The 25113-nt window shown below is 69.0% G+C and carries 30 protein-coding genes; 17 read left to right on the top strand and 13 right to left on the bottom strand.

Annotation, left to right across the window (positions count from 1 at the left end):
• Positions 1 to 180: 180 nt before the first annotated feature.
• Positions 181 to 546, top strand: coding sequence for a DUF3817 domain-containing protein (locus ACZ6YV_RS06145; RefSeq protein ID WP_465508609.1), 366 nt, complete (start codon positions 181 to 183; stop codon positions 544 to 546).
• A gap of 73 nt (positions 547 to 619) precedes the next feature.
• On the opposite strand, the gene ACZ6YV_RS06140 is transcribed toward ACZ6YV_RS06145, so the two are convergent.
• The gene (locus ACZ6YV_RS06140; RefSeq protein WP_378237932.1) at positions 620 to 1120 is read right to left on the bottom strand and encodes a MarR family winged helix-turn-helix transcriptional regulator; all 501 of its coding nucleotides are present in this window, start codon (positions 1118 to 1120) and stop codon (positions 620 to 622) included.
• A gap of 87 nt (positions 1121 to 1207) precedes the next feature.
• Here ACZ6YV_RS06140 and ACZ6YV_RS06135 point away from each other — a divergent pair, with 87 nt between their 5' ends.
• Complete coding sequence (locus ACZ6YV_RS06135) at positions 1208 to 1510, top strand: thiamine-binding protein (RefSeq protein WP_465508608.1); 303 nt, start codon at positions 1208 to 1210, stop codon at positions 1508 to 1510.
• Here ACZ6YV_RS06135 and ACZ6YV_RS06130 read toward each other — a convergent pair.
• Positions 1507 to 1890, bottom strand: a complete 384-nt coding sequence (locus ACZ6YV_RS06130) for a hypothetical protein (RefSeq protein ID WP_465508607.1) — start codon at positions 1888 to 1890, stop codon at positions 1507 to 1509. The two genes, ACZ6YV_RS06135 and ACZ6YV_RS06130, sit on opposite strands and share 4 nt — an antisense overlap.
• Positions 1891 to 2020: 130 nt before the next feature.
• Between ACZ6YV_RS06130 and ACZ6YV_RS06125 the strand changes: the two genes are divergently transcribed.
• Entirely contained in the window at positions 2021 to 2998 is a 978-nt protein-coding gene (locus tag ACZ6YV_RS06125) for a tetratricopeptide repeat protein (protein WP_465508606.1), read from the top strand.
• Between the two features lie 246 nt (positions 2999 to 3244).
• Here the strand turns inward: ACZ6YV_RS06125 and ACZ6YV_RS06120 are convergent, their stop codons facing one another.
• Positions 3245 to 4717, bottom strand: coding sequence for a neutral zinc metallopeptidase (locus ACZ6YV_RS06120; protein ID WP_378237938.1), 1473 nt, complete (start codon positions 4715 to 4717; stop codon positions 3245 to 3247).
• A gap of 138 nt (positions 4718 to 4855) precedes the next feature.
• On the opposite strand from ACZ6YV_RS06120, the gene glgP reads away from it, so the two are divergent.
• Positions 4856 to 7396: an alpha-glucan family phosphorylase gene (glgP, locus tag ACZ6YV_RS06115; protein WP_465508605.1), complete on the top strand. Its 2541-nt coding sequence runs from the start codon at positions 4856 to 4858 to the stop codon at positions 7394 to 7396.
• 115 nt (positions 7397 to 7511) lie between these two features.
• Positions 7512 to 8345 carry a hypothetical protein gene (locus ACZ6YV_RS06110; protein WP_465508604.1) on the top strand — a complete coding sequence of 278 codons (834 nt, stop codon included), beginning with the start codon at positions 7512 to 7514 and terminating at the stop codon, positions 8343 to 8345.
• Positions 8346 to 8349: 4 nt separating this feature from the next.
• On the opposite strand, the gene ACZ6YV_RS06105 is transcribed toward ACZ6YV_RS06110, so the two are convergent.
• Positions 8350 to 8745 carry a rhodanese-like domain-containing protein gene (locus ACZ6YV_RS06105; RefSeq protein WP_465508603.1) on the bottom strand — a complete coding sequence of 132 codons (396 nt, stop codon included), beginning with the start codon at positions 8743 to 8745 and terminating at the stop codon, positions 8350 to 8352.
• On the bottom strand, positions 8742 to 9290 hold the full coding sequence (locus ACZ6YV_RS06100; protein ID WP_465508602.1) for a cysteine dioxygenase: 549 nt from the start codon (positions 9288 to 9290) through the stop codon (positions 8742 to 8744). Before ACZ6YV_RS06100 ends, ACZ6YV_RS06105 begins: the two co-directional genes overlap by 4 nt.
• A gap of 340 nt (positions 9291 to 9630) precedes the next feature.
• Between ACZ6YV_RS06100 and ACZ6YV_RS06095 the strand changes: the two genes are divergently transcribed.
• The 6 genes from ACZ6YV_RS06095 to ACZ6YV_RS06070 all read left to right on the top strand — a co-directional run bounded on the left by ACZ6YV_RS06095 (position 9631) and on the right by ACZ6YV_RS06070 (position 14677).
• A complete protein-coding gene (locus ACZ6YV_RS06095) occupies positions 9631 to 10443 on the top strand; it encodes an ABC transporter ATP-binding protein (RefSeq protein WP_378237944.1) in 813 nt (270 codons plus the stop codon).
• 96 nt (positions 10444 to 10539) lie between these two features.
• Entirely contained in the window at positions 10540 to 11319 is a 780-nt protein-coding gene (locus ACZ6YV_RS06090) for an enoyl-CoA hydratase/isomerase family protein (protein WP_020630952.1), read from the top strand.
• Positions 11320 to 11324: 5 nt separating this feature from the next.
• On the top strand, positions 11325 to 12287 hold the full coding sequence (locus ACZ6YV_RS06085) for a methyltransferase domain-containing protein (protein ID WP_465508601.1): 963 nt from the start codon (positions 11325 to 11327) through the stop codon (positions 12285 to 12287).
• A gap of 3 nt (positions 12288 to 12290) precedes the next feature.
• Positions 12291 to 13460, top strand: coding sequence for a class I SAM-dependent methyltransferase (locus ACZ6YV_RS06080; protein ID WP_465508600.1), 1170 nt, complete (start codon positions 12291 to 12293; stop codon positions 13458 to 13460).
• A gap of 11 nt (positions 13461 to 13471) precedes the next feature.
• Entirely contained in the window at positions 13472 to 14236 is a 765-nt protein-coding gene (locus tag ACZ6YV_RS06075) for an HAD family acid phosphatase (protein ID WP_465508599.1), read from the top strand.
• A 66-nt stretch (positions 14237 to 14302) separates the two neighbouring features.
• Positions 14303 to 14677: a DUF427 domain-containing protein gene (locus ACZ6YV_RS06070; protein ID WP_465508598.1), complete on the top strand. Its 375-nt coding sequence runs from the start codon at positions 14303 to 14305 to the stop codon at positions 14675 to 14677.
• 72 nt (positions 14678 to 14749) lie between these two features.
• Here ACZ6YV_RS06070 and ACZ6YV_RS06065 read toward each other — a convergent pair whose 3' ends face one another.
• Positions 14750 to 15469, bottom strand: coding sequence for a hypothetical protein (locus ACZ6YV_RS06065; protein ID WP_465508597.1), 720 nt, complete (start codon positions 15467 to 15469; stop codon positions 14750 to 14752).
• Between the two features lie 67 nt (positions 15470 to 15536).
• On the opposite strand from ACZ6YV_RS06065, the gene ACZ6YV_RS06060 reads away from it, so the two are divergent.
• The 5 genes from ACZ6YV_RS06060 to ACZ6YV_RS06040 all read left to right on the top strand — a co-directional run bounded on the left by ACZ6YV_RS06060 (position 15537) and on the right by ACZ6YV_RS06040 (position 19913).
• The gene (locus ACZ6YV_RS06060; RefSeq protein WP_465508596.1) at positions 15537 to 16322 is read left to right on the top strand and encodes a helix-turn-helix domain-containing protein; all 786 of its coding nucleotides are present in this window, start codon (positions 15537 to 15539) and stop codon (positions 16320 to 16322) included.
• A gap of 28 nt (positions 16323 to 16350) precedes the next feature.
• On the top strand, positions 16351 to 16776 hold the full coding sequence (locus ACZ6YV_RS06055; protein WP_465508595.1) for an acyl-CoA thioesterase: 426 nt from the start codon (positions 16351 to 16353) through the stop codon (positions 16774 to 16776).
• A gap of 849 nt (positions 16777 to 17625) precedes the next feature.
• The gene (locus ACZ6YV_RS06050) at positions 17626 to 18477 is read left to right on the top strand and encodes a nitroreductase/quinone reductase family protein (RefSeq protein WP_465508594.1); all 852 of its coding nucleotides are present in this window, start codon (positions 17626 to 17628) and stop codon (positions 18475 to 18477) included.
• A 42-nt stretch (positions 18478 to 18519) separates the two neighbouring features.
• Positions 18520 to 18801: a hypothetical protein gene (locus ACZ6YV_RS06045; protein WP_465508593.1), complete on the top strand. Its 282-nt coding sequence runs from the start codon at positions 18520 to 18522 to the stop codon at positions 18799 to 18801.
• A gap of 134 nt (positions 18802 to 18935) precedes the next feature.
• Positions 18936 to 19913: an acyl-CoA desaturase gene (locus ACZ6YV_RS06040; protein WP_465508592.1), complete on the top strand. Its 978-nt coding sequence runs from the start codon at positions 18936 to 18938 to the stop codon at positions 19911 to 19913.
• A gap of 55 nt (positions 19914 to 19968) precedes the next feature.
• On the opposite strand, the gene ACZ6YV_RS06035 is transcribed toward ACZ6YV_RS06040, so the two are convergent.
• From ACZ6YV_RS06035 to ACZ6YV_RS06020, 4 genes are read right to left on the bottom strand one after another with little or no spacing between them, the layout of a single operon-like run.
• Positions 19969 to 20820 carry a DUF4436 family protein gene (locus ACZ6YV_RS06035; RefSeq protein WP_465508591.1) on the bottom strand — a complete coding sequence of 284 codons (852 nt, stop codon included), beginning with the start codon at positions 20818 to 20820 and terminating at the stop codon, positions 19969 to 19971.
• Positions 20821 to 20878: 58 nt separating this feature from the next.
• A complete protein-coding gene (locus ACZ6YV_RS06030) occupies positions 20879 to 21907 on the bottom strand; it encodes a sigma-70 family RNA polymerase sigma factor (protein WP_465508590.1) in 1029 nt (342 codons plus the stop codon).
• Positions 21908 to 21924: 17 nt separating this feature from the next.
• A complete protein-coding gene (locus ACZ6YV_RS06025; protein WP_378237957.1) occupies positions 21925 to 22581 on the bottom strand; it encodes an enoyl-CoA hydratase-related protein in 657 nt (218 codons plus the stop codon).
• A 2-nt stretch (positions 22582 to 22583) separates the two neighbouring features.
• Positions 22584 to 23192, bottom strand: coding sequence for a TetR family transcriptional regulator (locus ACZ6YV_RS06020; RefSeq protein ID WP_465508589.1), 609 nt, complete (start codon positions 23190 to 23192; stop codon positions 22584 to 22586).
• Positions 23193 to 23348: 156 nt separating this feature from the next.
• Here ACZ6YV_RS06020 and ACZ6YV_RS06015 point away from each other — a divergent pair, with 156 nt between their 5' ends.
• The gene (locus ACZ6YV_RS06015; RefSeq protein ID WP_378237959.1) at positions 23349 to 23696 is read left to right on the top strand and encodes a DoxX family protein; all 348 of its coding nucleotides are present in this window, start codon (positions 23349 to 23351) and stop codon (positions 23694 to 23696) included.
• A 2-nt stretch (positions 23697 to 23698) separates the two neighbouring features.
• On the opposite strand, the gene ACZ6YV_RS06010 is transcribed toward ACZ6YV_RS06015, so the two are convergent.
• Genes ACZ6YV_RS06010 through ACZ6YV_RS06000 form a run of 3 tightly spaced genes read right to left on the bottom strand, consistent with a single transcriptional unit; the run spans position 23699 to position 25048 of the window.
• On the bottom strand, positions 23699 to 24040 hold the full coding sequence (locus ACZ6YV_RS06010) for a VOC family protein (protein WP_465508588.1): 342 nt from the start codon (positions 24038 to 24040) through the stop codon (positions 23699 to 23701).
• A gap of 38 nt (positions 24041 to 24078) precedes the next feature.
• On the bottom strand, positions 24079 to 24735 hold the full coding sequence (gene lexA, locus ACZ6YV_RS06005; RefSeq protein ID WP_465508587.1) for a transcriptional repressor LexA: 657 nt from the start codon (positions 24733 to 24735) through the stop codon (positions 24079 to 24081).
• Positions 24713 to 25048, bottom strand: a complete 336-nt coding sequence (locus ACZ6YV_RS06000; RefSeq protein ID WP_465508586.1) for a nuclear transport factor 2 family protein — start codon at positions 25046 to 25048, stop codon at positions 24713 to 24715. The genes lexA and ACZ6YV_RS06000 overlap by 23 nt, the downstream gene beginning before the upstream one ends.
• Between the last annotated feature and the right edge of the window lie 65 nt (positions 25049 to 25113).

Genomic DNA, 25113 nt, shown 5'->3' with positions numbered 1-25113 from the left:
CGCCGGGGGTCGTGAGAAGCATCACGGCCCCCGGTGTTCCGGTGAGGGCCGTCACGCCTCACACTGGTCTCACCACGTCCGACAGCGCTGTTGACGTCCCTGGCGAGTCCGCCTTGGACAGTGCTCGTCGGACGTAGTCATGTAAACACACATAGTGGTGAGACCCCACAGGAGGAGAACGTGTCCAGCAAGGCCGCTCTAGTATTCCGCGTGGCCGCGGTAGCCGAAGCCCTCTCCTGGGCCGGGCTGCTGGTCGGGATGTTCCTCAAGTACGCCGTCAAGCTCGGCGAAGGCGGCGTCCCCGTCCTCGGCATGGTGCATGGCGTCGTCTTCGCCCTCTACGTGCTGGTCTCCCTGTCCGTGGCGAAGCCGCTCGGCTGGCGCCCGAAGACCCTGATCCTGGCGCTGCTCTCCAGCATCCCGCCGCTGTTCACCTGGCTGTTCGAGTCCTGGGCGCTGCGCAACGGCAAGCTCGACGGCCCGCAGCGGCTCACGCACGGTGGTGTCGGCCTGTTCACCAGGACCCCGGAACCCGCCGCCGCCTGATCTTCCGCAAGTACGTGAAGGCCCCCTTCATTGCGCCTAGCGCAATGAAGGGGGCCTTCACGTACTTGCGGGGTTATTCGGTGAAGTCGCCGGTGGCCTTGCGGACCTTGGTCAGCAGGTCGGTCAGCTGCTCGGTCTGCTTGCCGGTGAGCCCGGTCAGCCCGAAGTCGATCTCGGTGACCGCCTGCGTGGCCTCCTCGCGGCGTGCGCGGCCCTCGTCGGTGATCTCGACCAGCGTGGTCCGGCGGTCGGTCGGATGCGGGACGCGCTTGACCAGTCCGTCCTTTTCGAGCCTGTCGACGATGTTGGTGACGCTCGTCGGGTGCAGCTGCAACCGCTCGCCCATCACGCGCATCGGCAGGTGGGAGGCGCGGGCGAAGGTCAGCAGGACGAGCGCCTCATATCGGGCGAAGGTCAGCCCGTGTGGTTTGAGCGCGCCGTCCACGGCGGACTGGATGATCTGCTGCACGCGCATGATCCCGGTCACCGCCGCCATGGTTTCGGACGGCCCGATGCGGGCCTCCCACAGCTGCGCCGCGCGGGCGATCGGGTCGAACGGCAACGGACGGCTCATGGCGATCGAAGTTACCAGCGGGTACCCGTGCCATGGCGCGCGACCGGGTGTTATCCGTGGGAAAAGTGTCCGAACAAGGAGCAGAAGATGATCGTGGCTTTCAGTGTCAGCCCGTCCGCGGCCGAGGAAGACGGCGGTGTCAGCGAAGCGGTCGCCCGCGCGGTGAAAGTGGTGCGCGAGTCCGGCCTGCCGAATTCGACCAACGCCATGTTTACGAATGTAGAGGGAGACAGTTGGGACCAGGTCATGGATGTGGTCAAGCGGGCCGTCGAGGCCGCGGGTGAGGGATCGTCGCGGGTCGGGCTGGTGCTCAAGGCCGACATCCGGCCGGGTTACGAGGGCCAGCTGACCGCGAAGGTCGAGCGCGTCGAGAAGCACCTGGAAGGCTAGGGGAGCGGCGGGGTGAAGGAGACCAGCCACAGCTTGTCCTTGACCGCGATGGCCACCGAGTAGCCGAACTTGCCGCCGTCGCCCAGTTTCCCGCTGACGGTGGCCGAAGTCGGCGCGGTGTCGTCCGGCACGAACTTCACTGTGACGTCGTGGGCGCCGCGGCCCGTCAGGGCGTCGATATAAGACTTCGCGAAGTCGTCCGCCGAGGCGGGCGGGTAGTCGATGAGCTCGGAGAGGGCCTCGACGTCGTGTTCGTTGAGCGCGGCGGTGAGGCCCTCCCGGAGCTGTCCCGGACTGCCGACGCCGGGGTCGGGCTGATGCGCTATCAGCACCGTGATGACGCTCACCCAAACGATGGCGATGCCTATCGCGACGGTCACGGTGGCTGTCCTGCGTGTCGGAATGTCGATCACCCCCTCGTGGGGAGCCTGCCGGAACGGGACCGTCCTGCCAAGCGGGCAGCCGGGGGCATGCGGTGAATCGCTCGGGGATGCGTGCCAGGATGGAACCGTGACACACCCACGCGGATCAGCATCGAAGACGGCGGCCCTGTCCGCCGCGCTTTCCGGCGCGGTCGACCTTTCCGCCCTCAAGGCGCGTGCCGAAGCGCCCCAGAAACAGCCTCCGGCCCCACCACGGCCGCCGTCAGCCGACGGTGACGTACCGGGCGGCCCCGTCGCGGAGGGCGCCGTGATCGACGTCACCGAGGCGAGCTTCCAGACCGACGTCGTCGAGCGCTCCTTGCAGCAGCTGGTGGTCGTCGACCTGTGGGCCGAATGGTGCGGGCCGTGCAAACAGCTCAGCCCGGTGCTGGAGCGCCTCGCCGCCGAGGCCGGTGGCGCCTGGGTGCTCGCGAAGGTGGACGTCGACGCCAACCCGCGCATCGCCCAGCTCTTCGGCGCGCAGTCGATCCCGACGGTCATCGCCATCGGCGGCGGCCAGCCGGTCGACGCGTTCTCGGGCGCGCTGCCCGAACCCGAGATCCGCAAGTGGCTCGGCTCGCTGCTCGACGCGCTGCGCGACCGGCTGCCCGGCATCAAGGCCGCCGAGGAGAACGGCGGCGGCGTCGAGGTGCCGGAGGACACGCGGTTCACCGAGGCCGAGGACGCCTTCGAACGCGGTGACTTCGCCGCGGCGCAGGCGGCCTACGAGCGCATCCTCGACGTCGAGCCGGCGAACGAGGAGGCCAAGACCGCGCTCGCGCAGGTCAAGTTCACCGCGCGGGCCGAGGCCGCGGGCCCGGACGCGATCGCGAAGGCCGACGCCGACCCGGCCGACCTCGACGCCCAGCTCGCCGCCGCCGACCTCGAAGTCGCCGGGCAGCAGCCCGAGGCGGGCTTCGCGCGGCTGATCGCGGCCGTGCGGCGGACCGCGGGCGACGAGCGCAACAAGGTGCGGGAGCACCTGGTGGCGCTGTTCGACCTCTTCGACCCGGCGGACGAGCGCGTGATGAAGGCGCGGCGGGATCTGGCGAGCGCGCTTTACTGAGTCTGGCTGTACGTGAAGGCCCCCTTCATTGCGCTAGACGCAGTGAAGGGGGCCTTCATGTACTTGGGCGGGGTTGAGGAGTCGTGAGTGGCAGTGGGTCGTGAGTGGTAAGTCGCGTTCTAACGCGCTTTGCCACTCACGACCCCCTTGCGCCCGGCCCGCCGAGTGTCATGAAAGGGGCGTTCAGGACGAAAAGTGTCCTGAACGCCCCTTTCATGGCACTTCACGGAGTCGTGACCGGACCGATCAGCCGTACTGCGTCGAGCACACCGCGGAGCTCTCCAGGTAGCCCTTCCGCAGCGCCTCGATCCGCTCGAAACCGTTGTCGACGCGCTTGCCGTTGACGTCGGCCGAGACCAGGCTTTCCGGGCTCAGCAGATCCGAGATGGCCTCGTCGAGGTCACCGGCCGAGAGCCGCAGCGTCCCGCCGGGCACCGAGCTGGCCTTCGCCCACGCGCCGACGAGGCACGCGGTGCGCAGTCCCGCGTTCGCGTTGTCGATCGACGCGCCGACACCCTTCTGGATGCCCATCGCGTAGCGGGACGCGATTTCCGAGAACGCGGCGAAGTCGCCCTTGCCCTCGCTGTGCCCGCTCTTCCATTCGGCCTCTTGGTCGACGGGCTGGGCGAGTTCGCGCAGTTTGGCCATGTCGATGCTGACGGTGTTGTTCGACGGGCAGTACGACGCGGGCGGGGTGCTGGGGCCGCCGGAGCAACTGCCGTTGCCGTCCTCGGTGATCTCCGGACCCGGGACGCCGGCGCCCTTGAAGGCCTCGTCGAGGCTCTTCTTCAGGATCCCGATGATCTCGGCGTCGAGCTTCGCGTCGCCCTTGCCCTTGTCACCCTTGTCGAACGGGCGCTCGGTGATGCGCGCCTTGATGTTCTCCTCGTTCATCGCGGCGCATTCCTTCGGGCCCTTCTCGAACCCGACCTGGAACGCGTACGTACGGTCGAACGCCGTGCCGTGCGCGCCCTGCTTCGTCGCGCTGGTGCCCGCCTGGTCGCGGATCAGGAACAGCGACGCCATGACCTGGTTCAGGCCCTCGGAGGTGGAGAGTTTGTAGAACTTGCTCTTCTCCTCGGCGACCCAGCGGAAGTAGCCGCCGGCGAAGCAGTCGGCCTGCTGCTCCTTGACGATCGACGGGGTGGTCTTCTTGATGTTGGCCTTCTCGCCGAGCCGGTACTGCACAGCGTGGCCGAGTTCGTGCGCGAGCACGACGGCGCTCGCCATTTTCCCGAACCGCTCGCGCAGCATCGGCAGGAGCACGCCGCGGTCCCACGCCACAGAGTCGTCCGGCGGGCAGTAGAAGGCGTTGACCAGGCCCTTGACGCTGCCGCACTTGGTGTCTTCGTCGTCGGACCGCGCGCTGTAGGACAGCAGCGACTTCAGCGGCTCGTACTGCTGGCCGAAGTCGCGAGGCATGACCTCGGTCCAGTAGGTCTGCGCGTCGGCGATGGCGGCGATGGCGAGCTGGTCGTCTTCGGAGCCGTCCTCGTTGCGGACCTGCAGGTCCGGCTTGGGGGCGTCCGGCTTCAGGCCGCTTTCGAAGTGCGTGACCGGCAGACCGGCGATGTCACCGGCGCCCGGCTGGCCGCCTTCCTTGCCCGCCGTCGAACCGCCCTTGTCGTTGCACGCGCTCAGCCCGAGGGCCAGCGTCACCACGATCGCGATCAGAGCCGGGCGGTAGAGGCCCCGACCTCCCCCTTGGATCATGTTCACTCGCTTGTCGTCAGGGCCCCGACCGGGCCGCGTACACCGGCAAGCAGGGACCCTACCCAGCGCTTATGGCTCGCGTGCAGGTAATCCCCGAAGTGGGTCTTGAGCGGGGTGGGGGCTCTGCCGATATGGTCGCTCCTCATGAGAGCAGTCCGCCGGTTCACCGTCCGCGCGAGCCTGCCGGAGTCGCTCTCCGGCCTCGGTGACCTCGCTACGAATCTGCGCTGGACCTGGCATCCGCCCACCCGCGACCTGTTCGCGTCGATGGACGCGGAGCTGTTCAACCGCGTCCGCGATCCGTTGCGGATGCTCACCGCGCTGCCGCCGACCCGGCTCGAGGAGCTGGCCGTCGACGAAGCCTTCCTCGCCCACGCGCGCGAGGCCGTCGCCGATCTGGACCGGTATCTCGCCGAGCCGCGCTGGTACCAGAAGCAGGACGGCACAGATCTCCCTCCCGCCGTCGCGTACTTCTCGATGGAGTTCGGCGTCACAGAGGCGCTGCCGAACTACTCCGGCGGCCTCGGCGTGCTCGCCGGTGACCATCTCAAGGCCGCGTCGGACCTCGGCGTGCCGATGATCGGGGTCGGGCTGCTCTACCGCGCCGGGTACTTCCGGCAGGCGCTGTCGCTCGACGGCTGGCAGGTCGAGCACTACCCGGTGATCGACCCCAACGCCTTCCCGCTGGAGCTGCTGACCGACGGTGGCGAGCCGGTGCTGGTCGACGTCGCGATGCCCGCCGGGCGGACGCTGCACGCGCAGATCTGGAAGGCCCGAGTCGGCCGGATCCCGTTGCTGCTGCTCGACACCGACACCGAAGCCAACGACGAGGACCTGCGCGCCGTCACCGACAGGCTCTACGGCGGCGACGCCGACCACCGCATCCGGCAGGAGATCCTGTCCGGGATCGGCGGCTTCCGCGCGGTGCGGCGCTACTGCGAGCTGACCGGGCATCCGCAGCCGAAGGTGTTCCACACCAACGAAGGCCACGCCGGGTTCCTCGGACTGGAACGCGCCCGCGAGATCATCCAGACCGACGGGCTGGCTTTCGACGAGGCGCTGCCCGCGGTCCGCGCCGGCACCGTGTTCACCACGCACACGCCGGTCAGCGCGGGGATCGACCGGTTCCCCGTCGACCTCGTCCAGCGGTACTTCGCCGACGGCAGGCTGGTCCCGGACGTCGACCCGCGCCGCGTGCTCGCGCTCGGCGCGGAGGACAACCCCGGCCTGTTCAACATGGCGCATATGGGCTTGCGGCTCGCCCAGCGCGCGAACGGCGTCTCGGCGCTGCACGGCCGTGTGTCGCGGAGGATGTTCTCCAGGTTGTGGCCAGGGTTCGACTTCGACGAGGTGCCCGTCTCCTCGGTCACCAACGGCGTCCATGGGCCGACCTGGGTGGCGCGCGAACTGAGCGCGCTGCTCGGGCGCAACCACGAGGAGCTGGGGCTCGACGGCACGCAGGGCAAGCCGCTGCGGGACGGCGTCAGCGACGAGCAGCTGTGGGCGCTGCGGCGTGAACTGCGGGAGAAGCTGGTCGCCGAGGTCCGGCGCCGGGTGCGGGCCGCGTGGATGCAGCGCGGCGCGTCCGCGCTCGAACTCGGCTGGACCGACACGGTCTTCGACCCGGACGTGCTGACCGTCGGCTTCGCGCGCCGCGTGCCGACGTACAAACGGCTGACGCTGATGCTGCGCGACCCGGAGCGCCTGCGCGCGCTGCTGCTGGACGAGCGGCGCCCGATCCAGCTCGTCGTCGCGGGCAAGTCGCATCCGGCAGACGAGGGCGGCAAGCAGCTGATCCAGCAGATCGTCCGGTTCGTCGACGATCCCGAGGTGCGGCGCCGCATCGTCTTCCTGCCGGATTACGACATGTCGATGGCGCGCTACCTCTACCGCGGCTGCGACGTCTGGCTGAACACGCCGGTGCGGCAGCTGGAGGCGTGCGGGACCTCGGGGATGAAGTCCGCGCTCAACGGCGGCCTCAACCTCTCCATCCGCGACGGCTGGTGGGACGAGTGCTACGACGGCAGCAACGGCTGGGCGATCCCGACCGCGGACGGCGTCACCGACCCGCTGCGCCGCGACGAACTGGAGGCCGCGGCGCTCTACGACCTGCTGGGCCACCAGATCGCGCCGCTGTTCTACGACCGCGACGCCGGTGGCGTGCCCGGCGGCTGGCTGTCGATGGTGTGGCACACGCTGGAGAGCCTAGGGCCGCGCGTGCAGGCGTCGCGGATGGTGCGGGAGTACGTCGAATCGGGCTACCTGCCCGCCTCGCGGATGGTCGCGGAGGCGACGGGTGACGGGTACCGCGGCGCGCTGTCGCTGGCCGACTACCGGACCAAACTCGACGTCTCCTGGCCGCGCGTGCGGATCTTCGACACCGAACTGCTCGTCGAGGACGCCGCGCCGATGGTCACCGGGACCGAGGTGATCATCCGGGCCCGGATCGACCTCGCCGGTCTCGAACCGTCCGAAGTGGACGTTCAGGCCGTCGTCGGCAAGGTCGGCGACGGGGACGAGCTGACCGATCCCGTCACCGTCGCGATGTCCGGCGACGGGATCGGCGCGTTCGCGGCGCGGCTGAAGCTGCCGCATCCGGGGTCGATCGGCTACACCGTCCGGGTGCTGCCGAAGCACCGTTTGCTGGCCACACCGGCGGAACTCGCCCGGGTGGTCCACGCGTAAGCCTTCGTCAAGCCGGTACCGAACAAAAGAAACCGTTGATTCTCGATTTCCGCCGAACAATGCGGAGCAGGCCGGTGAAATACACTTTGCCGGGCCGATCCTGAATCGCGGAGGAATGGTGGCTTCGGCGAAGGAAACGAAAACATCGCGCAGGGCCAAGGACCGGCTGCATCACGTCCACGCCCGTGCCGGGATCCAGCAGGACGGGCTGCGTCGCGCGCTGGGGCCGGAACTGCGGGCCATCTGGGGAGTCGCCGAGGACGCCGAGCCCGGCAGGGTTCGCGAGATCGTCCTTTTGCGGCTGAACCGCGTCCTCGAGCGGTTCGCCGATCCGCTCATGCCCGAAATCGTCTGGACCGCCTACAACCTCGGCGTGGATCCGGTGACCGGCGGGGCTGGCATGGTCGGCCGGATCAGGACCATGGTCGGCCGCGGGCGGGTGGCGGTCTCCGAGCGGACCTGCACCCGGCGGTTCTACGACTTCCTGGGGACCGTCAAGAACAGCTTGGACGGTTTCCAGGAGGACCTCACCGGCGAGGACTTCAGGCTCGCGTCGCAGTGGATCGCCGGGAACGTCCGTCCGGAGCGGGAGCAGACCGACGGCGGCCTGCGCGACCCCGTCCCCGCGGTCATGCGGATGTTCCTCGACGGCACGGTGTGGGGTCCGGCGGACGAGGCGGGCGCGCCGATCCCGGCCCGCCTCGGCGCGTACGGCGACTGGCTCTGTGTCTTCACCGACGAGCGCCTGCTGGCCGAGTACCGCGCGATCACCGGCGCGGGCTGGGCCCGGATCCGGCCCCGGACCGGCCGCGAGGTCGTGCTCGCGGCCGCCAGGCGGGAAGTGGCGACGGGCGTCCTGGTCAACCCCAGACCGACGCGAGGCTCCGGGATCCACGCGGCGCTTCCGCTTTCCCCGGACTCGATAGCCCGGCTGGCGATCCGCCGGTAGGGCGTCAGGGAACGGCGGGGGTGCCGCCTTCCCGGACCGGGAGGCCCGCCGAACGCCAGGCCCGGAAACCGCCTTCGAGATCGGTGGCACCCGGCAGGCCGAGCCGCTTCAGGTCGGCGGCGGCCAGGCTCGACGAGTACCCCTCGTTGCACACGACGATCACCGTCGAGTCCGGGTTCACCTCCGGCAGCCGCCATTCGCTGTCCGGCGCGAGCCGCCACTCGAGGTGAATCCGCTCGACGATCACCGAGCCCGGGATCTCGCCCTCCTCGAACCGGTTGACGTGCGGGCGGATGTCCACGATCAGGGCGCCGTCGCGCTGCAGCCGCTGTGCCTGCTCGGGCTCCGCCCGGTTCAGTCCGGACCGGGCGGCGGCCAGCCGTTCGTCGATAGCGCTCATCGGCCCAGTATCGGGGCCAGCGAGGGGATCTCGGCGGGAACGTCGGCGAGGGTCACGTATTCGCGGGTCGCGACCAGCGGCGGCGAGTAGGCGTGGACGCTGGCGGCGGGTGCGGTGCCGATGCCGGTCACCTGGTGCGCGCGCCCCGCGCCGAAGCCGATGCCCTCGCCCGCGGCGTGCGTGCGGCGCCGGATCGGGCCGCCCGGGTAGCGGTACTCCTCGCCCAGTTCGCCCTGCAGCACGGTGAACGAACCGGACGCGCCGCCGTGGTCGTGCGGTTTGGTCTGCTGACCAGGCAGCCAGGACAACAGCCACAGTTCGACGCCGTCGGTCAGCGCGAGCCGCGCCCACCAGCGGCGGTCCTCGTCGAAGCGCAGCAGTCCGCGCAGGCCCGAGGTCAGTTCGGTGGTGACGGTGGTGGTCAGGTCGGCCAGCTCCCGGGGCGTCCAGAGCAGGCGCTCGGGGTGCAGCAGCTCCGGCAGCAGCGGGTCGATCAGCTGCGGGTGGATCTCGAAGTCCTGGCGGGGCGAGACGGACGTGGTCACGGTGAGGCTCCTCGTGAAGGTTCGCGGGCAGGGCCGAACGCGGCGCGACACGGTTTCCCGGCACCCGGGGTGCCAGGGAAAGAGCAGGAATTCAGCCGTGTCGCGCGGTGGTACACCCGGACGAGGCGACGAGGAGCAGGTCGATGGTCCGGCGGCGCCAGAAAGAGCCCCCGATGACGGGGAAGGCGGCGGGCACGGACCTGATCACGTCTTCGATGTTGCCACAGCCGCCGGTTCGGCGGTTACTCGGAACAGCTCTGTCTCACTCCCTGGACCAGCCGCTTTCCGTCGAGCGGCGGCCCGGTGCACACGCGCGCGCGTGTGCGGACACAATGGGCTCGTGAGCGAGCCGATCCAGCCCAGCGAACTTGACGACCTCGTGGTGAGGATGACCGGTGTCGGGGTCCGCCGAACAGGCAACGACCTCCTCGCCGACCTCGACTGGACCGTGGAACTGGACGAGCGCTGGGTGGTGCTCGGCCCGAACGGCGCGGGCAAGACCACCCTGCTCCGGCTGGCCGCGGCCGAACTCCACCCGACCTCGGGAACGGTCGACCTGCTCGGCGACCGGATCGGCAAGGTCAACATCTTCGAGCTGCGCCCGCGGATCGGGTTCACCTCGGCCGCGATCGCGCAGCGGGTGCCCGGCGAGGAACGCGTCATCGACGTCGTGGTGAGCGCCGGATACGCCGTCGTCGGCCGCTGGCGTGAGGAGTACGACAGCCTCGACACCGACCGCGCCCGCGAACTGCTGGCCGCGCTGGGCATCCCGCACCTGGCCGAGCGCACCTTCGGCACGCTGTCCGAAGGCGAGCGCAAGCGGGCGCTGATCGCGCGGTCGCTGATGACCGACCCGGAGATGCTGCTGCTCGACGAGCCCGCCGCCGGACTCGACCTCGGCGGCCGCGAAGACCTCGTCGCGCGCCTTTCGGAGCTGGCCCTCGACCCCGAGGCCCCGGCGATGGTGCTCGTCACCCATCACGTGGAAGAAATCCCGCCGGGATTCACCCACGCGCTGCTGCTGCGTGACGGCCGCGCGGTCGCGTCCGGTCTCGTGGACGACGTCGTGACCAGCGACAACCTGTCCAAGACGTTCGACCAGGACCTCCTGCTCGAACGGTCCGGTGATCGTTACTTCGCCCGTCGCCGCTGAAGCTTCTGGGGGACGACCCCCAGACCCCCGAAGGGGTCGTACTGACCGGTAGCGTGTGAGTCTGTCGTTGTGGACGGCCCGTTGAGGAGGACTGGCGTGGGAGAGTTCGTAAGCCTTGAGGTCGAAGGCGGGGTCGGCACGATCCGGCTGGACCGTCCGCCGGTCAACGCGCTGAACAACCAGGTGCAGGCCGAGCTGGCCGAGGCGGCCCGTGAGGCCTCCGAGCGCGACGACGTGCGCGCCGTGATCCTGTACGGCGGCGAGAAGACCTTCGCGGGTGGCGCGGACATCAAGGAGATGGCCGAGCGCACCTACCCCGAGATCGCGAAGTTCGGCGCGGCGCTGACGGCGTCGCTGGCCACCATCGCGAACATCCCGAAGCCGGTCGTCGCGGCGATCACCGGCTACGCGCTGGGCGGCGGCCTCGAACTCGCGCTGACCGCGGACCGCCGGATCGCCGGCGACAACGTCAAGGTCGGCCAGCCGGAGATCCAGCTCGGCGTCATCCCCGGTGCCGGTGGCACGCAGCGCCTCGCGCGGCTCATCGGCCCGAGCAAGACCAAGGACCTCGTGTTCACCGGCCGCTTCGTGAAGGCCGAAGAAGCGCTGGCGCTGGGCATCCTCGACGAGGTCGTGGCGCCGGACGACGTCTACGCCGCCGCGCACAAGTGGGCTGCCCAGTTCGCGAACGGCCCGGCCGTGGCCCTGCGCGCCGCGAAGGCCGCCATCGACGGCGGTCTCGACACCGACCTCGCGAGCGGCCTCAAGCTCGAGTCACACCTCTTCGCCGCGCTCTGGGCGACCGAAGACCAGCGCAACGGCATGAAGTCGTTCATCGAGAACGGCCCTGGCAAGGCCACCTTCGAGGGGAAGTAAGCACGATGACCCAGGTGAACGACCCGGCGCCGAACCCGCACGCCACCGCCGAAGAGGTCAAGGCCGCCTTCGACGACCCCAAGCTCGCCAACGTGCTCTACCACGATTGGGAAGCCGGGACCTACGACGAGAAGTGGTCCATCTCCTACGACGAGCGCTGCATCTCCTACGCGACCGGCGTGTTCAACGCCGTCGCCGGTGAGGACGGCCAGCCTTACCCGACCGCGATGGAACTGGGCAGCGGCACCGGTTTCTTCCTGCTGAACCTGATGCAGGGCGGCGTGATCAAGAAGGGGTCGGTCACCGACCTCTCGCCCGGCATGGTCCAGGTCGCGCTGCGCAACGCCGAGAAACTCGGCCTCGACGTCGACGGCAGGGTCGCCGACGCGGAGCGGATCCCCTATGAGGACAACAGCTTCGACCTCGTCGTCGGGCACGCGGTGCTGCACCACATCCCGGACGTCCGCGCGGCGTTCGCCGAGGTGCTGCGGGTGCTGAAGCCGGGCGGCCGGTTCGTCTTCGCGGGCGAGCCGACGAAGGTCGGCGACTTCTACGCCCGCAAGCTGGGCCAGATCACCTGGTACCTCACCACCAACCTGACCAAGCTCCCGGTGCTGAACGGCTGGCGCCGCCCGCAGGAGGAACTCGACGAGTCCTCCCGCGCGGCCGCGCTGGAGGCCGTGGTCGACATCCACACGTTCGACCCGTCCGACCTCGAGTCGATGGCCCGCGGTGCGGGCGGTCAAGATGTCCGCGCGGTCACCGAGGAGTTCGCCGCCGCCCTCGCGGGCTGGCCGATCCGGACCTTCGAAGCCGCCGTCCCGCAGGAGAAACTGACCCTGCGCTGGCGTCTGTTCGCGTACCGGCTGTGGCTGCGGCTGTCCGCTTTGGACAAGAAGCTGCTCGCCAAGGTGCTGCCGCGCGAACTGTTCTACAACGTGATGATCACCGGCACCAAGCGGCCGTAGGTAGTGCCGTATCAGTTCACCCTCGACGACGTCGCCTTCCTGCGCTCCGGCGCGGGAAGCGCGGCGCTCGCCGAATGCTCGTCCCTGCCACTGACCGACAAGACCCGCATCGCCGACGTCGCCGCCGTCCGCCGGATCTCCCCGGAGCACGCGGCCGCGGTGCTGGAAACGGTGGTGCTGCGGCGGAAGTCGTCGTCCAAACTGGACTCCGCGGGTTCATGGTTGTTCACTGGTGACGCCCTTCAGCAGGCCAGCGCCACGCTGGTCGCCCGGCACCGGGCCTCGCGACTGGCCGGGCGCGACGTCCACGACGTGACGTGTTCCGTCGGTGCGGACCTGATCGAGATCGCCCGCGTCGCCGATCGGGCGATGGGCTCGGATCTGGACGAGGTCCGGCTGGCGATGGCCCGGCACAACGCTCTCGAAGCCGGCGTTTCGCCGGTACTGGTGCGGGCCGACGCGTTGCGGCCGGTCAGCCTGTCCTCGGTCGTCGTCGCCGATCCCGCCCGCCGTGACTCGGCCGGGCGCCGGGCGTGGAAGCCCGCCGATTTCCTCCCGCCGCTGGACGGCCTGATCGAGGCGTACGCGGGCCGCGAACTTTCGGTCAAATGCGCGCCGGGTCTCGATTTCTCCATCGCGCCCTGGGCGGACGAAGTCGAACTGGTCTCTTTGGACGGTCAGGTCCGCGAGGCCTGCTTGTGGCGCGGCGTGGGATCCACCGTGACCCGGCGCGCGACGGTGTTGCGTTCGGACGGTACACAGTGGACTGTCACCGACGCCGATCCCGACGACATTCCCGTGCGTGAGCCGGGTGAATGGATCGTCGACCCCGACGGCGCTGTCGTCCGGGCCGGACTTGTGCGGCATTACGCGGCACGGCATGGTTTGTGGCAGCTCGACGAACGCATCGCGTACCTGACCGGGGACGTACCGCCACCGGGAATCCGGGCGTTCCGGGTGTTCGAGTACGGACCGTACAGCGAGAAGAATTTGCGCGTACTGCTGAAGAAGCATGATATCGGTCGGCTGGAGATCCTCGTTCGCGGTCTCGACATAGACCCGGATGCGTTGCGGCGCAAGCTGAAACCCCGTGGCGGTGAAGAAGCGACTTTGGTACTGACCAGAATCGGCCGTTCTGGAGTAGCGTTCCTTTGCCGCGCACAGCTGACGTGAGGAGCACTTCCATGAGCCGGTTCACCGGTCTGCTGAAACTGGCCGCCGCCGCGGCCGCCGGAGCCGTTCTCGCGGGCGGTGCCACCGCCGTCGCGAACCAGGACGACGCCTCCTGGCGGCGCGGGCACGAGCCCGCCAACATCGGCCAGGTCAAACTCGACGTCAAGGCCTACTACGGCGACGTCGTCGGCCCCGACGGCAAGCACCAGTACTCGGAAAACAGCCGATTCGTCTCCGACACCAAGCGCCAGGTCTCGGACGCCAAGCGCTACCTCACGCGGCGGCTGGACCGCGGTGTGAAGAACCCCGCCGTCGTGTTCGACGTCGACGACACCGCCGAGGTCACCTACGGCTGGGAGGTCGACAACGACTTCGGCTTCGACCCGAAGAAGCAGCAGGAAGCGATCGACAAGGGCACGTTCGTCGCGAACAAGCCGGTGCTGGAGCTGGCGAACTGGGCGGCGCAGCGCGGCGTGAAGGTCTACTTCCTGACCGGCCGCAACGAGTTCCAGGGCCCGCAGTCGCTCAAGAACCTCGCGAACGAGGGCTACCCGGCGCCCGCCGGCGCGTTCTTCAAGCCGAAGACCACCGCGCCGGACTACCTGCCGTGCGGGCTGACCTGCACCACCGTCCAGTACAAGGCGGGCACGCGCAAGCACATCGCCTCGACCGGCGCGACGATCCTTGCCAACTTCGGTGACCAGTTCAGCGACCTCGAAGGCGGTTACGCAGAGTTCCCGGTGAAGCTGCCGAACCCGATGTACTACCTGCCCTGAGGGGAATATCCGCACGGGCGGCGTCGCTGTGCCAGGTAGCGGAGAAACCCCCGAGGGAGCTGATCCATGCCTGACAAGAAGGTGCTGAAGCCCAGCGCGAACCATCCGATCACGGTGGCGCCGAACAAGGCGCGCGTGGTCGTGACGGTCGGCGGGAAGGTCGTGGCGGACAGCGCGAACGCGCTCACGCTGCAAGAGGCGAACTACCCGCCGGCGCAGTACATCCCGCGTGCCGACGTCGACTTCGACGTGCTGGATCGGACGGAACACTCGACGTACTGCCCGTTCAAGGGCGACGCGTCGTACTACAGCATCCGGACCGGCGACGGCGTCGCCGAGAACGCCGTCTGGACCTACGAGGCGCCGCACGACGCGGTCGCCGAGATCAAGGACCACGTGGCGTTCTACCCGGCGAAGGTCGACGCGATCGAAGAGCGCTGACCCGCTGTCCGTGAAGGCCTCCTTGCCTACCTTGAGGGTAGGGAAGGAGGCCTTCACTCTTCTGGATTGCGGTCACGCGAGGTGATTGATCCGGTCCCCGTCGGCCGCGAGTGAGGTGTCGGGCTCGATCCGCCAGGCATCGAGGCCGGGCGAATCGAGGAGCGCGTCGATCAGGGCCTCCTCGCCCGCGACGAGGGTCGAATCGAAGTCGACCTCGGTGGCCACACACCAAGCGCGGTCTTCCGGCCAGAACAGGTTGGGGGACTGCGCCTCGAACCAGCTTGGCCGCGGCCGCCAGCCGAGTTCCGTCGCCGAGGTCAGCGGCCCGGCGAACATCAGGTAGTCGCGGCCCGGATGCCGCAGGCGCGGCGAGTCGAGGTGCTCGCGGGACAACGTCGCCTCGTCGGCCCAGTCGTAGCCCTCCCAAAGGCAGAACCAGCCGTCCGAAGAGGACGTGTGGTCGCCGAGGACGGCCAGCAGCGCGGTGAGGCTGTGCGACGGCAGCGTGCCGCGTCCCGGCGGCGAGCCCCGCCAGAGCGAGCCCGTGAGGTTCACCGGATCCGGGGAGCCGACGAGCGCGTGCCACTGCATGGTGCCGTGGGCGCGCCGTCCCGTTTCGGTCGCGGCCTCGCGCCAGCTCGCCCAGCCGCCGCGGTCGCGTTCCGCCGGGTGACAGAGGCGGGCGTAGGCGGCGTAGCCACGCGGGACCGTGCGGCAGGCGGCGCCGAACGCCCCGCCGAGCCTGGAGGAGATCCAGCCGGCGGGGGACGGGTCGAGTACCGGCCTCAGCACGACGGCAAGTCTTCAGCAAGATCAAGCGGGGCGCATCTTGTCGGTGGGCGGGGGCATACTGCCGGACGTGGGTGTTCCGCTGCGTCGCCGGTCGGGCCGTTCGACGTACCGCGAAAGTGTGCCGGTCGCGAAGGTGGCGGAGGTGGTCGAGAGCGCCTGGACGGGTCTAGTGGGGTGGAGCCGTCCGCTGCGGGTGTTCCCGGACGGCTGTGTGGACCTCGTCTGGGACGGGCGAGGGCTTACCGCCGTCACCACTGTGCGCGGGGTGCTGCGGCACGAGCTGCCGTCGGCGGAGTGGACCGTCGGGCTTCGCCTGCGGTGCGGTGCCGCCGGCGCGGTACTGGGGCTGCCGATGACGGATCTGACGGATCTGACGGCGGAGGCCACCCCGCTGCGCGACCTGTGGGCTGGCAGCGCCCGGCGTGCCGAATCCAGACTGGCCGAGTGCGGCACCCCGGGCGAGGCGCGTTCGGTGCTGGAGGCGCTGGTCGCGGAAAGGCTCCGCGACGTCGAGCTGGACGGGCTCACGATCGAGGCCGCTCGCGCGTTGCGGTCGCCCGGCGCCCGCGCCGATCGAGTGGCGGCGGAGCTGGGCGTGAGCGAACGTGGTCTTCGGCGGCATGTACGGCACGAGGTCGGCGTCGGTCCCAAGGAACTGCAGCGAGTGCTGCGGTTTCACAGATTCCTCAAGCGAGTCGAGGACGTCGCGCGGGACCGATCGTCGCTCGCCGACGTCGCCGCCGAAGTGGGCTACGCGGACCAGTCCCATCTCGGACGGGAGTGCCGGCGGCTGGCGGGCGCCTCGCCCGGCGCGCTCGTGCGTTCCTGGACTGGCCGAAACGTTCCAGACTGAGGCAGGCCCCCGAGGCGAAGATCGGGGAGTGCCCGAACCTTTCCGCGTCACCCTCGACATCCGCACGGACGATCTCGACATCAACGGGCACGTCCGCGGCCCCGCCTATCTCGCGTACGCCGATCACGCGCGCTGGGAATGCGTGTGGGCGGCGGGAGTGGACCCGCTGGCCCTCAAGGCCGCGAACCTCGGCGCCGTCAACCTCGAAACGACCATCCGGTTCCGCCGAGAGCTTCGGGCCCGCGCCCGCGTCGACGTCCTGACCCGGTTCGCCTGGGAGCCGGGCAAGGTGTCGCGGGTGGTCCAGGAGTTCGTCGCCCCGGACGGCGCCGTGGTGGCCGAAGTCGAAAGCCTCTCCGGGCTGCTGGATCTCGAACATCGGCGCCTGGTCCCGGATCCCGGACAGCACTGGCGGAAGTACGCGGCGCGGCCGGAAATCCTCGGGCTGCCGTGATCATTCGCCGGCGGTGACTCTCCTTTCGTAAAGGCTGGTGGGATCCGCCGCCGAGGCGGTCATCGGCTGACCACCACCTGGCACCCGGGCGAGGACGGTCCCGAGGGCTTCTATCTGAGGCTCGGATTCCTGCCGACAGGCGAGATGAGCGGAGATCAGAAGGTCGGGGAGTTGGTTTTGGATCAGGGCAGTCACTCGCGATCGGTGAAGCCTGGTCGTAAGTGATTTGGGTCGTTATTGAGGGCAGGTCAAAGGTGTCGTGCTCGGCTGCTCGCGACTCTGCCGGCCATGGGCAGGGGCCAGTGCTCCAAGCAGGGAGGATGTCTCCAATGTGGCATTGGGGACGCTCAAGGTCCCCAATGCCACATTGGAGACATCGCTGTGCGGTGAGGGGTCGCCGCACAGCGAACACGACATCTTTACAGCATCCAACTGGCGTTTGAGGACTTCGAGTTCTTGTTTGCGGGCGTGCAACGTCGCGGTGTCGACGCGCCACCACTCGGTGGGCGTTGTCGGGGGTGCGTTGTCGCTGGCCACGGAAGCAACGCTACCCGCAGTCGAACAGATGTTCTATCGCACGTTTATGTGGCACCCGCAAGTATGAGTGCGCGGCGGGGAAGCCCTGTGCTAACGTCGTTCCTGAGCCCCGTATGGGCCTATGCATGGAGGTAGCGGCTACTTAGCCACCAGAGATCGGCTCACACCGTCTCTCGCATTCACTCATTCCCTTGTCAGTGGGATGACGCCTCCATGCGCGCGCTCGAAACCTGGGCGTGCCAAGACTCGTGAGCATTTCTCCGGTGATCGTTCCGCGCCCTCCTGTCGACACATCGACGGGAAAGGATCGCATTGACCGGCTTCAACGACCAGGTGATCGAAGAATTCAGGCAGAACAAGGGAAAACCTGGCGGCATGTTCGAGGGGTGGCAGCTGATCCTGCTCACCACCACCGGCGCCAAGAGTGGCAAGCGGTGGACGAACCCGTTGGGGTACCTCGAAATCGACGGCAAGACCATCGTTGTCGCTTCGAACATGGGGGCGCCGAGGAATCCGGGGTGGTATCACAACATCCGGCACGACCATCGGGTCACCGTCGAGACGGGGGTCGAGACCTATGAGGCGATCGCGGCCCTTCCGTCCACGATGGAGCGTGACGCGTTGTTCGCGAAGGTCGCCGCCGAGGACCCGGGATTCGCCGAGTACCAGGCGAAAACGACACGTGAGCTGCCCGTCGTGATCCTGCACCGGATCGACGACAGGGTGCGGGGGCTGGGCGACTTCCTGGTCGAGGTCCACGAGTGGCTACGGGAGGAGCTCAAGACGCTGCGCGCCGGGGTGGACGACCTCGTGGCCGGTCGCGCGGATTCGCTCACCATGGAGAAATCCCTGCGGGCGCACTGTGTTTCGTTCTGCGAGGCGTTGACCAAGCATCACACCGGAGAGGACATGGGCGCGTTTCCGATGCTGGTGCAACGGTTTCCGGCGCTCGCGCCGGTGTTGACGAAGCTGGGGGAGGACCATGTCGTCGTCGCGGCGTTGCAGAAACGGATTCGTGTGCTCGTCGAGGGTTACGTCCACGGCGAGACCGACCCGATCCGGCTGCGTGACGACTTCGACGAGCTCGCGGGCAGGCTCGAAGCGCATTTCGCCCATGAAGAACGAACCGTCGTGACGGCACTCAACGTGACGGCACCCGGCTGATCAGGGTGGACGCCCTGGGGTTCCGGCCCCAGGGCGTGTACCGTGGTCGATGTCGGCGCTTCACAGCGTGACGCCGATCCGGCACGAGGCGGGTGGAATTCGCCCCCGGCCTCGCCGAAGACCGCTGACCAGCGGTCCCCTTTGAAAGGTTTCACCGTCAAAACTCACAGCACCGACAGTGCGCTGTTCAGCCATCCGCTCGACATCCAGGTCGAGCGACACGATCCGGCGACTCCTCAGGGCGAGCGATACCTGGATCTTTTTCGCGAACCCTCTTACCCCGAATCGGAACCTTCGGTCGACGCCGATCGTTCCACGGAGTAGCTCAACGTTTTGGGTGTCGTGTTGTCCAGGCACGCTCGCGCAGAATTCGTCGCGGGCATGCCTTCTCGTGCGCCGCGTCGTGCTCAGGCTTCCGCGGCTGACACATGCCCCGGCCATCGACCAGAAACGGCGACATGACCTCAGCGCTAAGACTCCCGGACAGCGAAGAGCGGCAGGCGCCGCAGCCCTTGATGTCCGGGGAGCAGTCCCGTACCGAAAATCTCCTCGTCAAGCTGTTCGCGGTGGTGCCCCTGGTGGCGCTGGCCGCCTCCGTCCCCTTCGCGTGGGGCTGGGGACTCGGCTGGGTGGACCTCGGCCTGGCCGCCGGGTTCTACTTCCTGACCGGCCTCGGCGTCACCATCGGTTTCCATCGCTACTTCACCCACGGCGCCTTCAAAGCCAACCGCGGCCTGCGGATCGCCCTCGCGGTCGCCGGCAGCATGGCCATGCAGGGCCCCGTCGTCGGCTGGGTGGCCGACCATCGGCGCCACCACGCCTTCGCCGACCGCGAAGGCGACCCGCACTCCCCGTGGCGGTTCGGTACCAGCCCGGCCGCGCTGGCCCGCGGCTTCTGGCACGCCCACATGGGCTGGCTGTTCGAGCGTGAGAAGACCAATGCCCGGCGATTCGCCCCGGACCTGCTCGACGACCGTGACATCGCCCGTGTCGACAGCCTGTTCCCACTGCTCACCGTCGTGACGCTGCTCGCGCCCGCCGTCCTCGGCGGCCTGATCACGCTGTCGTGGTGGGGTGCGGTCACCGCGTTCTTCTGGGCGAGCCTCGTCCGGGTGGCGCTGCTGCACCACGTCACCTGGTCGGTGAACTCGCTGTGCCACCTGATCGGCGACCGCCCGTTCGCCGCCCGCGACAAGTCCGCGAACTTCTGGCCGCTCGCCATCGCCTCGATGGGCGAGTCCTGGCACAACTCGCATCACGCGGACCCGACCGGCGCCCGGCACGGTGTCCGCCGCGGCCAGCTCGACATCTCCGCGCGGCTGATCTGGCTGTTCGAGAAGGCGGGCTGGGCGACCGACGTCCGCTGGCCGAAGGCCGACCGTCTCGGCCGCAAGCTCAACCCCGGCCACTCCCTGTCTCTGCGCCGGAGCGCCTGAGCTGCCTGCGTTGGCCGGTTCGGGCAGCACCTTCCCGCGCACGCCTCCATCATGCTCATCCGGCGTCCGGTTTGCCGTGTTCGGTGATCGCGCCGATGACAACCGCGACCACGACGCACAGCGCGATGACAACCTCGGCCCACAGGAAGGCCGTGTAGTCCAACAGCGAGCCGATCGGTGGTGAACCCGGGGCGAGATTGCGGAATCCGGCGAGCGCGAACAGTGTCGCGGCCATGAACCCGAACGACGGCCAGACCAAGCCCTTCCTTCGCGCGATCAGATGCCGCGCGCCGAAGAACACCGCGATGGCCAGGCCCCACATGGTGATCATCATGAACAGTGCGAAGACCAGCACGCTGGTGGAACGGCTGAACCGGACATCGAGGCCGCCCTGGTCGTCGGCCGCGCGATAGTCCTTGACGGAGAACGAGAACAGACTGTCCACTTTGTCCAGTGTGAACAGCACGGGAGCGGGTTCCCCGCCGTGGACGGCCGCGAACTCGATCCGCGCCTCGTAGCCGTCGAACGGGTAGTCGGTGACGGCGCCGCCGGTCAGCGCGATCGGGAGATCGAAACTGGAGATCCGATGGTGCGCGGGGAAGACGCGGTCATCGCGAAGGCTGGAAGACGTCAGCAGCCGCAGTTCGCCGGTCGACGCGACGCCGTCGTCTTCCCCGAACCGCCCGAGCGGGACGACCAGCACGCGCAGCACGGCCTCCCGCGCGGCGGCGTCCACCTTGAGCACGGACGCGTTGACCTCGATCCGGTCCGGGGCGTGCGAGCCCACCCAATGCCCGGTGTCGCCCGAGGTCCGGTCCGCCGCGTGCAACCACAGGCCGAGGCCGGCGGCGATCACCACGGCCAGCCCGGTGGCGACGATCTTGAGCGCCGGAGTGATCTTCCGCATGGCGGCCATCGTGGCAGGCCTGAGCCGGTTCGGCCGCCGTTGTCATGCGGAGGGGTGATCAGGGCTTCGTCGGCGGAAGCCCGAACTGCGCGAACAGGGCCGGATCGAGGAACGACGTGATCTCGTGGATCCGGTCGTCCCGCAGCGACAGCACGTTGATCGACCAGGCGTGGTGGACGGCGTCGGCCGATTCGCCGACGTAGCAGGCGACGGTCGGCTGGCCGTTGGCGGTGATGACCTCGTTGCGCCAGCTCGGGCACCGGCCGATCGGCACCTCGACGGCGAAATCGGAGACGGCCTCGATACCGCGGTACCAGTGCGCGAGCGGCGGCATGGACCAGGTGACGTCCTCGGTCAGCAACGCCACGAGCGCGTCGGCGTCGCCGCGGTCCAGCGCGGAGGCGAAGTCCGCGGCGATCTCGCGGACCCGCGCGTCTTCGAGCTTCCGCAGCGTCTGCTGCTGGCTGGGCGACGGGACCTTCTCGGCCACGATCGCCCGCGCCCGCTGCAGCGCGCTGTTCACCGCCGCGACCGAAGTGTCCATTGTGGACGCGATCTCGGCGGCGGAGAAGCCGAGGACGTCGAAGAGCAGCAACGCGGCCCGCTGGTTGCCCGGCAGATGCTGCAGCGCGGCGACGAACGCCAGCTCGACGGCCTCACGCTGCTCGTACCGGGTGTCCGGCCCGGCAGGGCCCCGGCCGAGGCTCCCGTCGGGATACGGGCCGAGCCACGCGACCTCGGTCACCGGCGCGTGTTCGAGCACCGCCCGCTCGCTCGACGGGCCGAGGTCCATCGGGAGGGCGCGCTTGCCGCGTGCGGCGGCGGTGTCGAGACAGGTGCGGGTGGCGACGGTGTAGAGCCAGGTCCGCATGGAGCTCCGGCCCTCGAACCGTTCCAGCCCCCGCCAAGCCCGCAGGAGAGCGTCCTGGAGCGCGTCGTCGGCGTCGTGGGTCGAGCCGAGCATGCGGTAGCAGTGGGCGTGCAATTCGCGGCGCAGCGGCTCCACCAGGCGGTTGAACGCCGCGTCGTCCCCGTTACGGGCCTCGGCGACGTCCGGGTCCTCGGCGCGCAGGATGTCTTCGCTCACAGTCGATGATTGTGCCCTTACTTGGCGCGAAGCGCGGTGAGGGCCGGGGTGAACATCGTCGTCTTGATCGCGGCCAGCGTGCCGCGGTCCTTCCCGGCCAGCGGGCGGACGAGGTCGGCCGCGTACTCCAGCAGTGCGGATTTCTCGGCGACGGCGTCCACGAGCCCCAGATCCCGCGCGTCCGTGCCGCCGAATCGCCGTCCCGTGGTCATCGACGCGATGGCGGCCGACGGGGTGAGCTTGCTCTGGATGAGCCCGGCCATCCCCGGCGTGAACGGGATGTTGATGTCGGCTTCGGGGAAGCAGAAGAACCCGCGGTCGGCGCGCATCACCCGGAAGTCGTGCGCCATCGCCAGCATCGCCCCGGCGCCGAAGGCGTGCCCGTTGATCGCGGCGACCGTGTGCACGCCGAGGGTGAGCACGCGGGCCAGCAGTTCGTGGACGTCGGCGACGTACTGCGCGGCCTGGACGGCGTTGCTGGTGAGCCATTCGAGGTCGAGGCCGTTCGAATAGAACTTCCCTGATCCGACGGTGACCAGTACCGCGGGATCCGGATAGGCGACGACGGTGTCGAGCTGGGAATGCACGGTTTCCAGCCAGGACGGCGAGAAACGGTTCTCGTCGTCTCCGAGGTCGAGCAGGAACACCGGGGCGTCGTGACGCAGCGTCGGCATCGTCAGTCCTTTCGTGGGGGTGGGAGCAGGAGTATGGCGTGGACCGCGGCGGCGAGCCGTACGCGGGAGTCTTCGGGGATCGGCTCGCCCGCGGTGAACGCGCGCCGGAACAGGGCCGTCGGCAGGTCGACCACGCAGGCTGTGAGTACCTCGACGGCTTGTGCGTCCCGCCTTTCCCAGAGCCCGTCCGCGAGCCTGACCAGCAAGGAGACCAGGCGTTTGTCGAGCGTCAGGAGGTCGCCGGCGAGGTCTTCGGGGACCTGCGGGCCGAGCAGATGCTCCTTCTTGACGGTGATGAGCAGGCGGGCCGCCTCCGGCCTTCGGTCGGCGAAAGCGGCAGGAGCGTCCGCCGCTGCCGCGATCGCCGCGGCCGGGTCCGCCGCTTGATCGGCCAACTCGGTCTGGAGGTCGAGGAAGTCGCCCGCCGCGCGGAGCCAGACCCGGGCCAGCAGTGCGCCGAGTGAGCCGAAGGCGTGGTAGATCGTGCCGTTGGGGACCCCCGCGGCGGCCGCGAGGGACCGGACGGTGACGCCCTGGGCGCCGCCCTCGACGACGAGGCGCTCGGCCGCGTCGAGCAGCCTGTCCAGGTCGTGCAGGCGGGGGCGGGCCATGGGGCGAGAGTAACAGAGCGCTTGCTCTAAAACGGCGGCACGCCTGAACGAACGCGTCGTATCGGGTTGTGACGTGCTTCACGCGCGGGGCTGTCACATCGGGCCGGTGGCCGGGGTCAACCCGACGAACCACCGAGAAACCGAGGAGAAACCGAAATGACCACCGCTTACGTCATCGTCACCGTCTTCGGAGCTTTCATGGCAGCCTTCTCGGCCGCCTCGATCTTCTTCCGCGCCAAATGGGTCGTGCAGCCTCTCGCCGACTACGGCGTCCCCCGCGGCTGGTGGAACCCGCTCGGCGTCGCCAAGGCCGCGGGCGCGCTCGGCCTGATCGCCGGCCTGTGGGTGCCCGCACTCGGTGTCGCGGCCGGGATCGGCCTGGTGCTCTACTTCGCCGGCGCCGTGATCACCGTGCTCCGCGCGCACTGGGCCTCGCACGTCGCGTTCCCGCTGATGTACATGGCGCCTGTCGCCGCTTCGCTGGTGCTCGGATTCGCCGCCTGATGTCAGGAGTCCGGGGACCACACCGCGAGTTCGGCGCCGCCGGGCTCGCGGAAGTGGAACCGGCGCCCGCCGGGGAACGAAAACGGCTCGACGGTGACGACTCCGCCCGCGGCCTCGACGGAACCCCTCGCCTGGCCGAGGTCGTCGGTGCGGATCGTCACCAGCGGCGCCGCCGTCTGCTGCGCGGTGTCCTGCTGGAAACCGAGCGAGACCGCGCCACCGCTCTGGACGTCGGTGTACGTCAGGCCGTACGACGCCGCAGTCCAGCCGAAAGCCTTTTCGAAGAACCTGCTCGAGCCCGCCGCCGAACTCGACGGGAACTCGACGAAGTCGATTTCGTACATGGCCCGGAAGCTACCCCGGGCCACCGACAGAAACCGGCTCAGACGCTGCGCAGGACCGAGACCACGACGCCCAGCACGGCCGCGCGGTCCCCGTCGATGACGTCGTAGGCGGGGTTGCGCGGTTCGAGGTACACGTGGCCGTCGCGGCGGCGGTACACCTTGACCGTGGCCTCCTCGTCGATCATCGCGGCGACGATCTGACCGGAGTGCGCCTCCTGCTGCTGCTTCACCACGACGATGTCGCCGTCGCAGATCGCCGCGTCGATCATCGAGTCGCCGCGCACCCGCAGCCCGAAGACGTTGCCCCGGCCGGTGAGTTCGCGCGGAAGGTTCATCACGTCGTCGACGTGTTCGACGGCTGAGATCGGCGTTCCCGCCGCGATGTCACCGACGACGGGCACCGGCACGGAGTCCTCTGTGGATTCCCGTGGTGCGGTGCCGTGCAGGAAGGCGCGGACGTCGATGGGGCGCGAAATGGAACTGCTGCGGCGAAGGAAACCCTTCTCCTCCAACGCCGCCAGATGCTTCGACACCGAGGACGTGGAGCGCAGCCCGACCGCTTCACCGATCTCGCGCGTGCTCGGCGAGTACCCGTGCTCCACCACCCATTCGCGGATGGTCAGCAGGATCTTCTGCTGGCGCTCCGGCAGCGAAGCGGCTTCCTCGAACACGTCAAGATCGTGGTAGGCGGTCATCAGTGGGATGGTAGTTCGTGCAGGCCGCCGCGATCGCCGCGGTGTCCCAGTAGAACGGCCGCACCTCGGTGATGCGCCCGTCTTCGACGGTGATGGTCTGCAGGATCGGGAAGTCCAGCTCACGGCCGGTGGCCCTCGCCCGGACGTGCGTCCAGGTCAGGACGACCAGCGGGCTGGTCTCGCTCAGGAAGCTCTGCTCCACCATGTCGAAGACTTCCCAAGTGCGGCCCATGGCGAGGAAGAACCGTTCCAGGCCTTCGTGGCCACGCCAGATTCCGCCGTACGGCAAGGCGTCCGCCTGGTGCAGCACCACCTCGGGGGAGAAGAACGGGGCGAGTGGCGCGAAGGTCGCCTTACCGGGGCCGTCACGACGACCAC

It is taken from the genome of Amycolatopsis sp. NPDC102522, from assembly GCF_055584485.1.
Note: the sequence above shows the minus strand (reverse complement) of the source record. Positions and strands in the feature narration are given on the sequence as shown.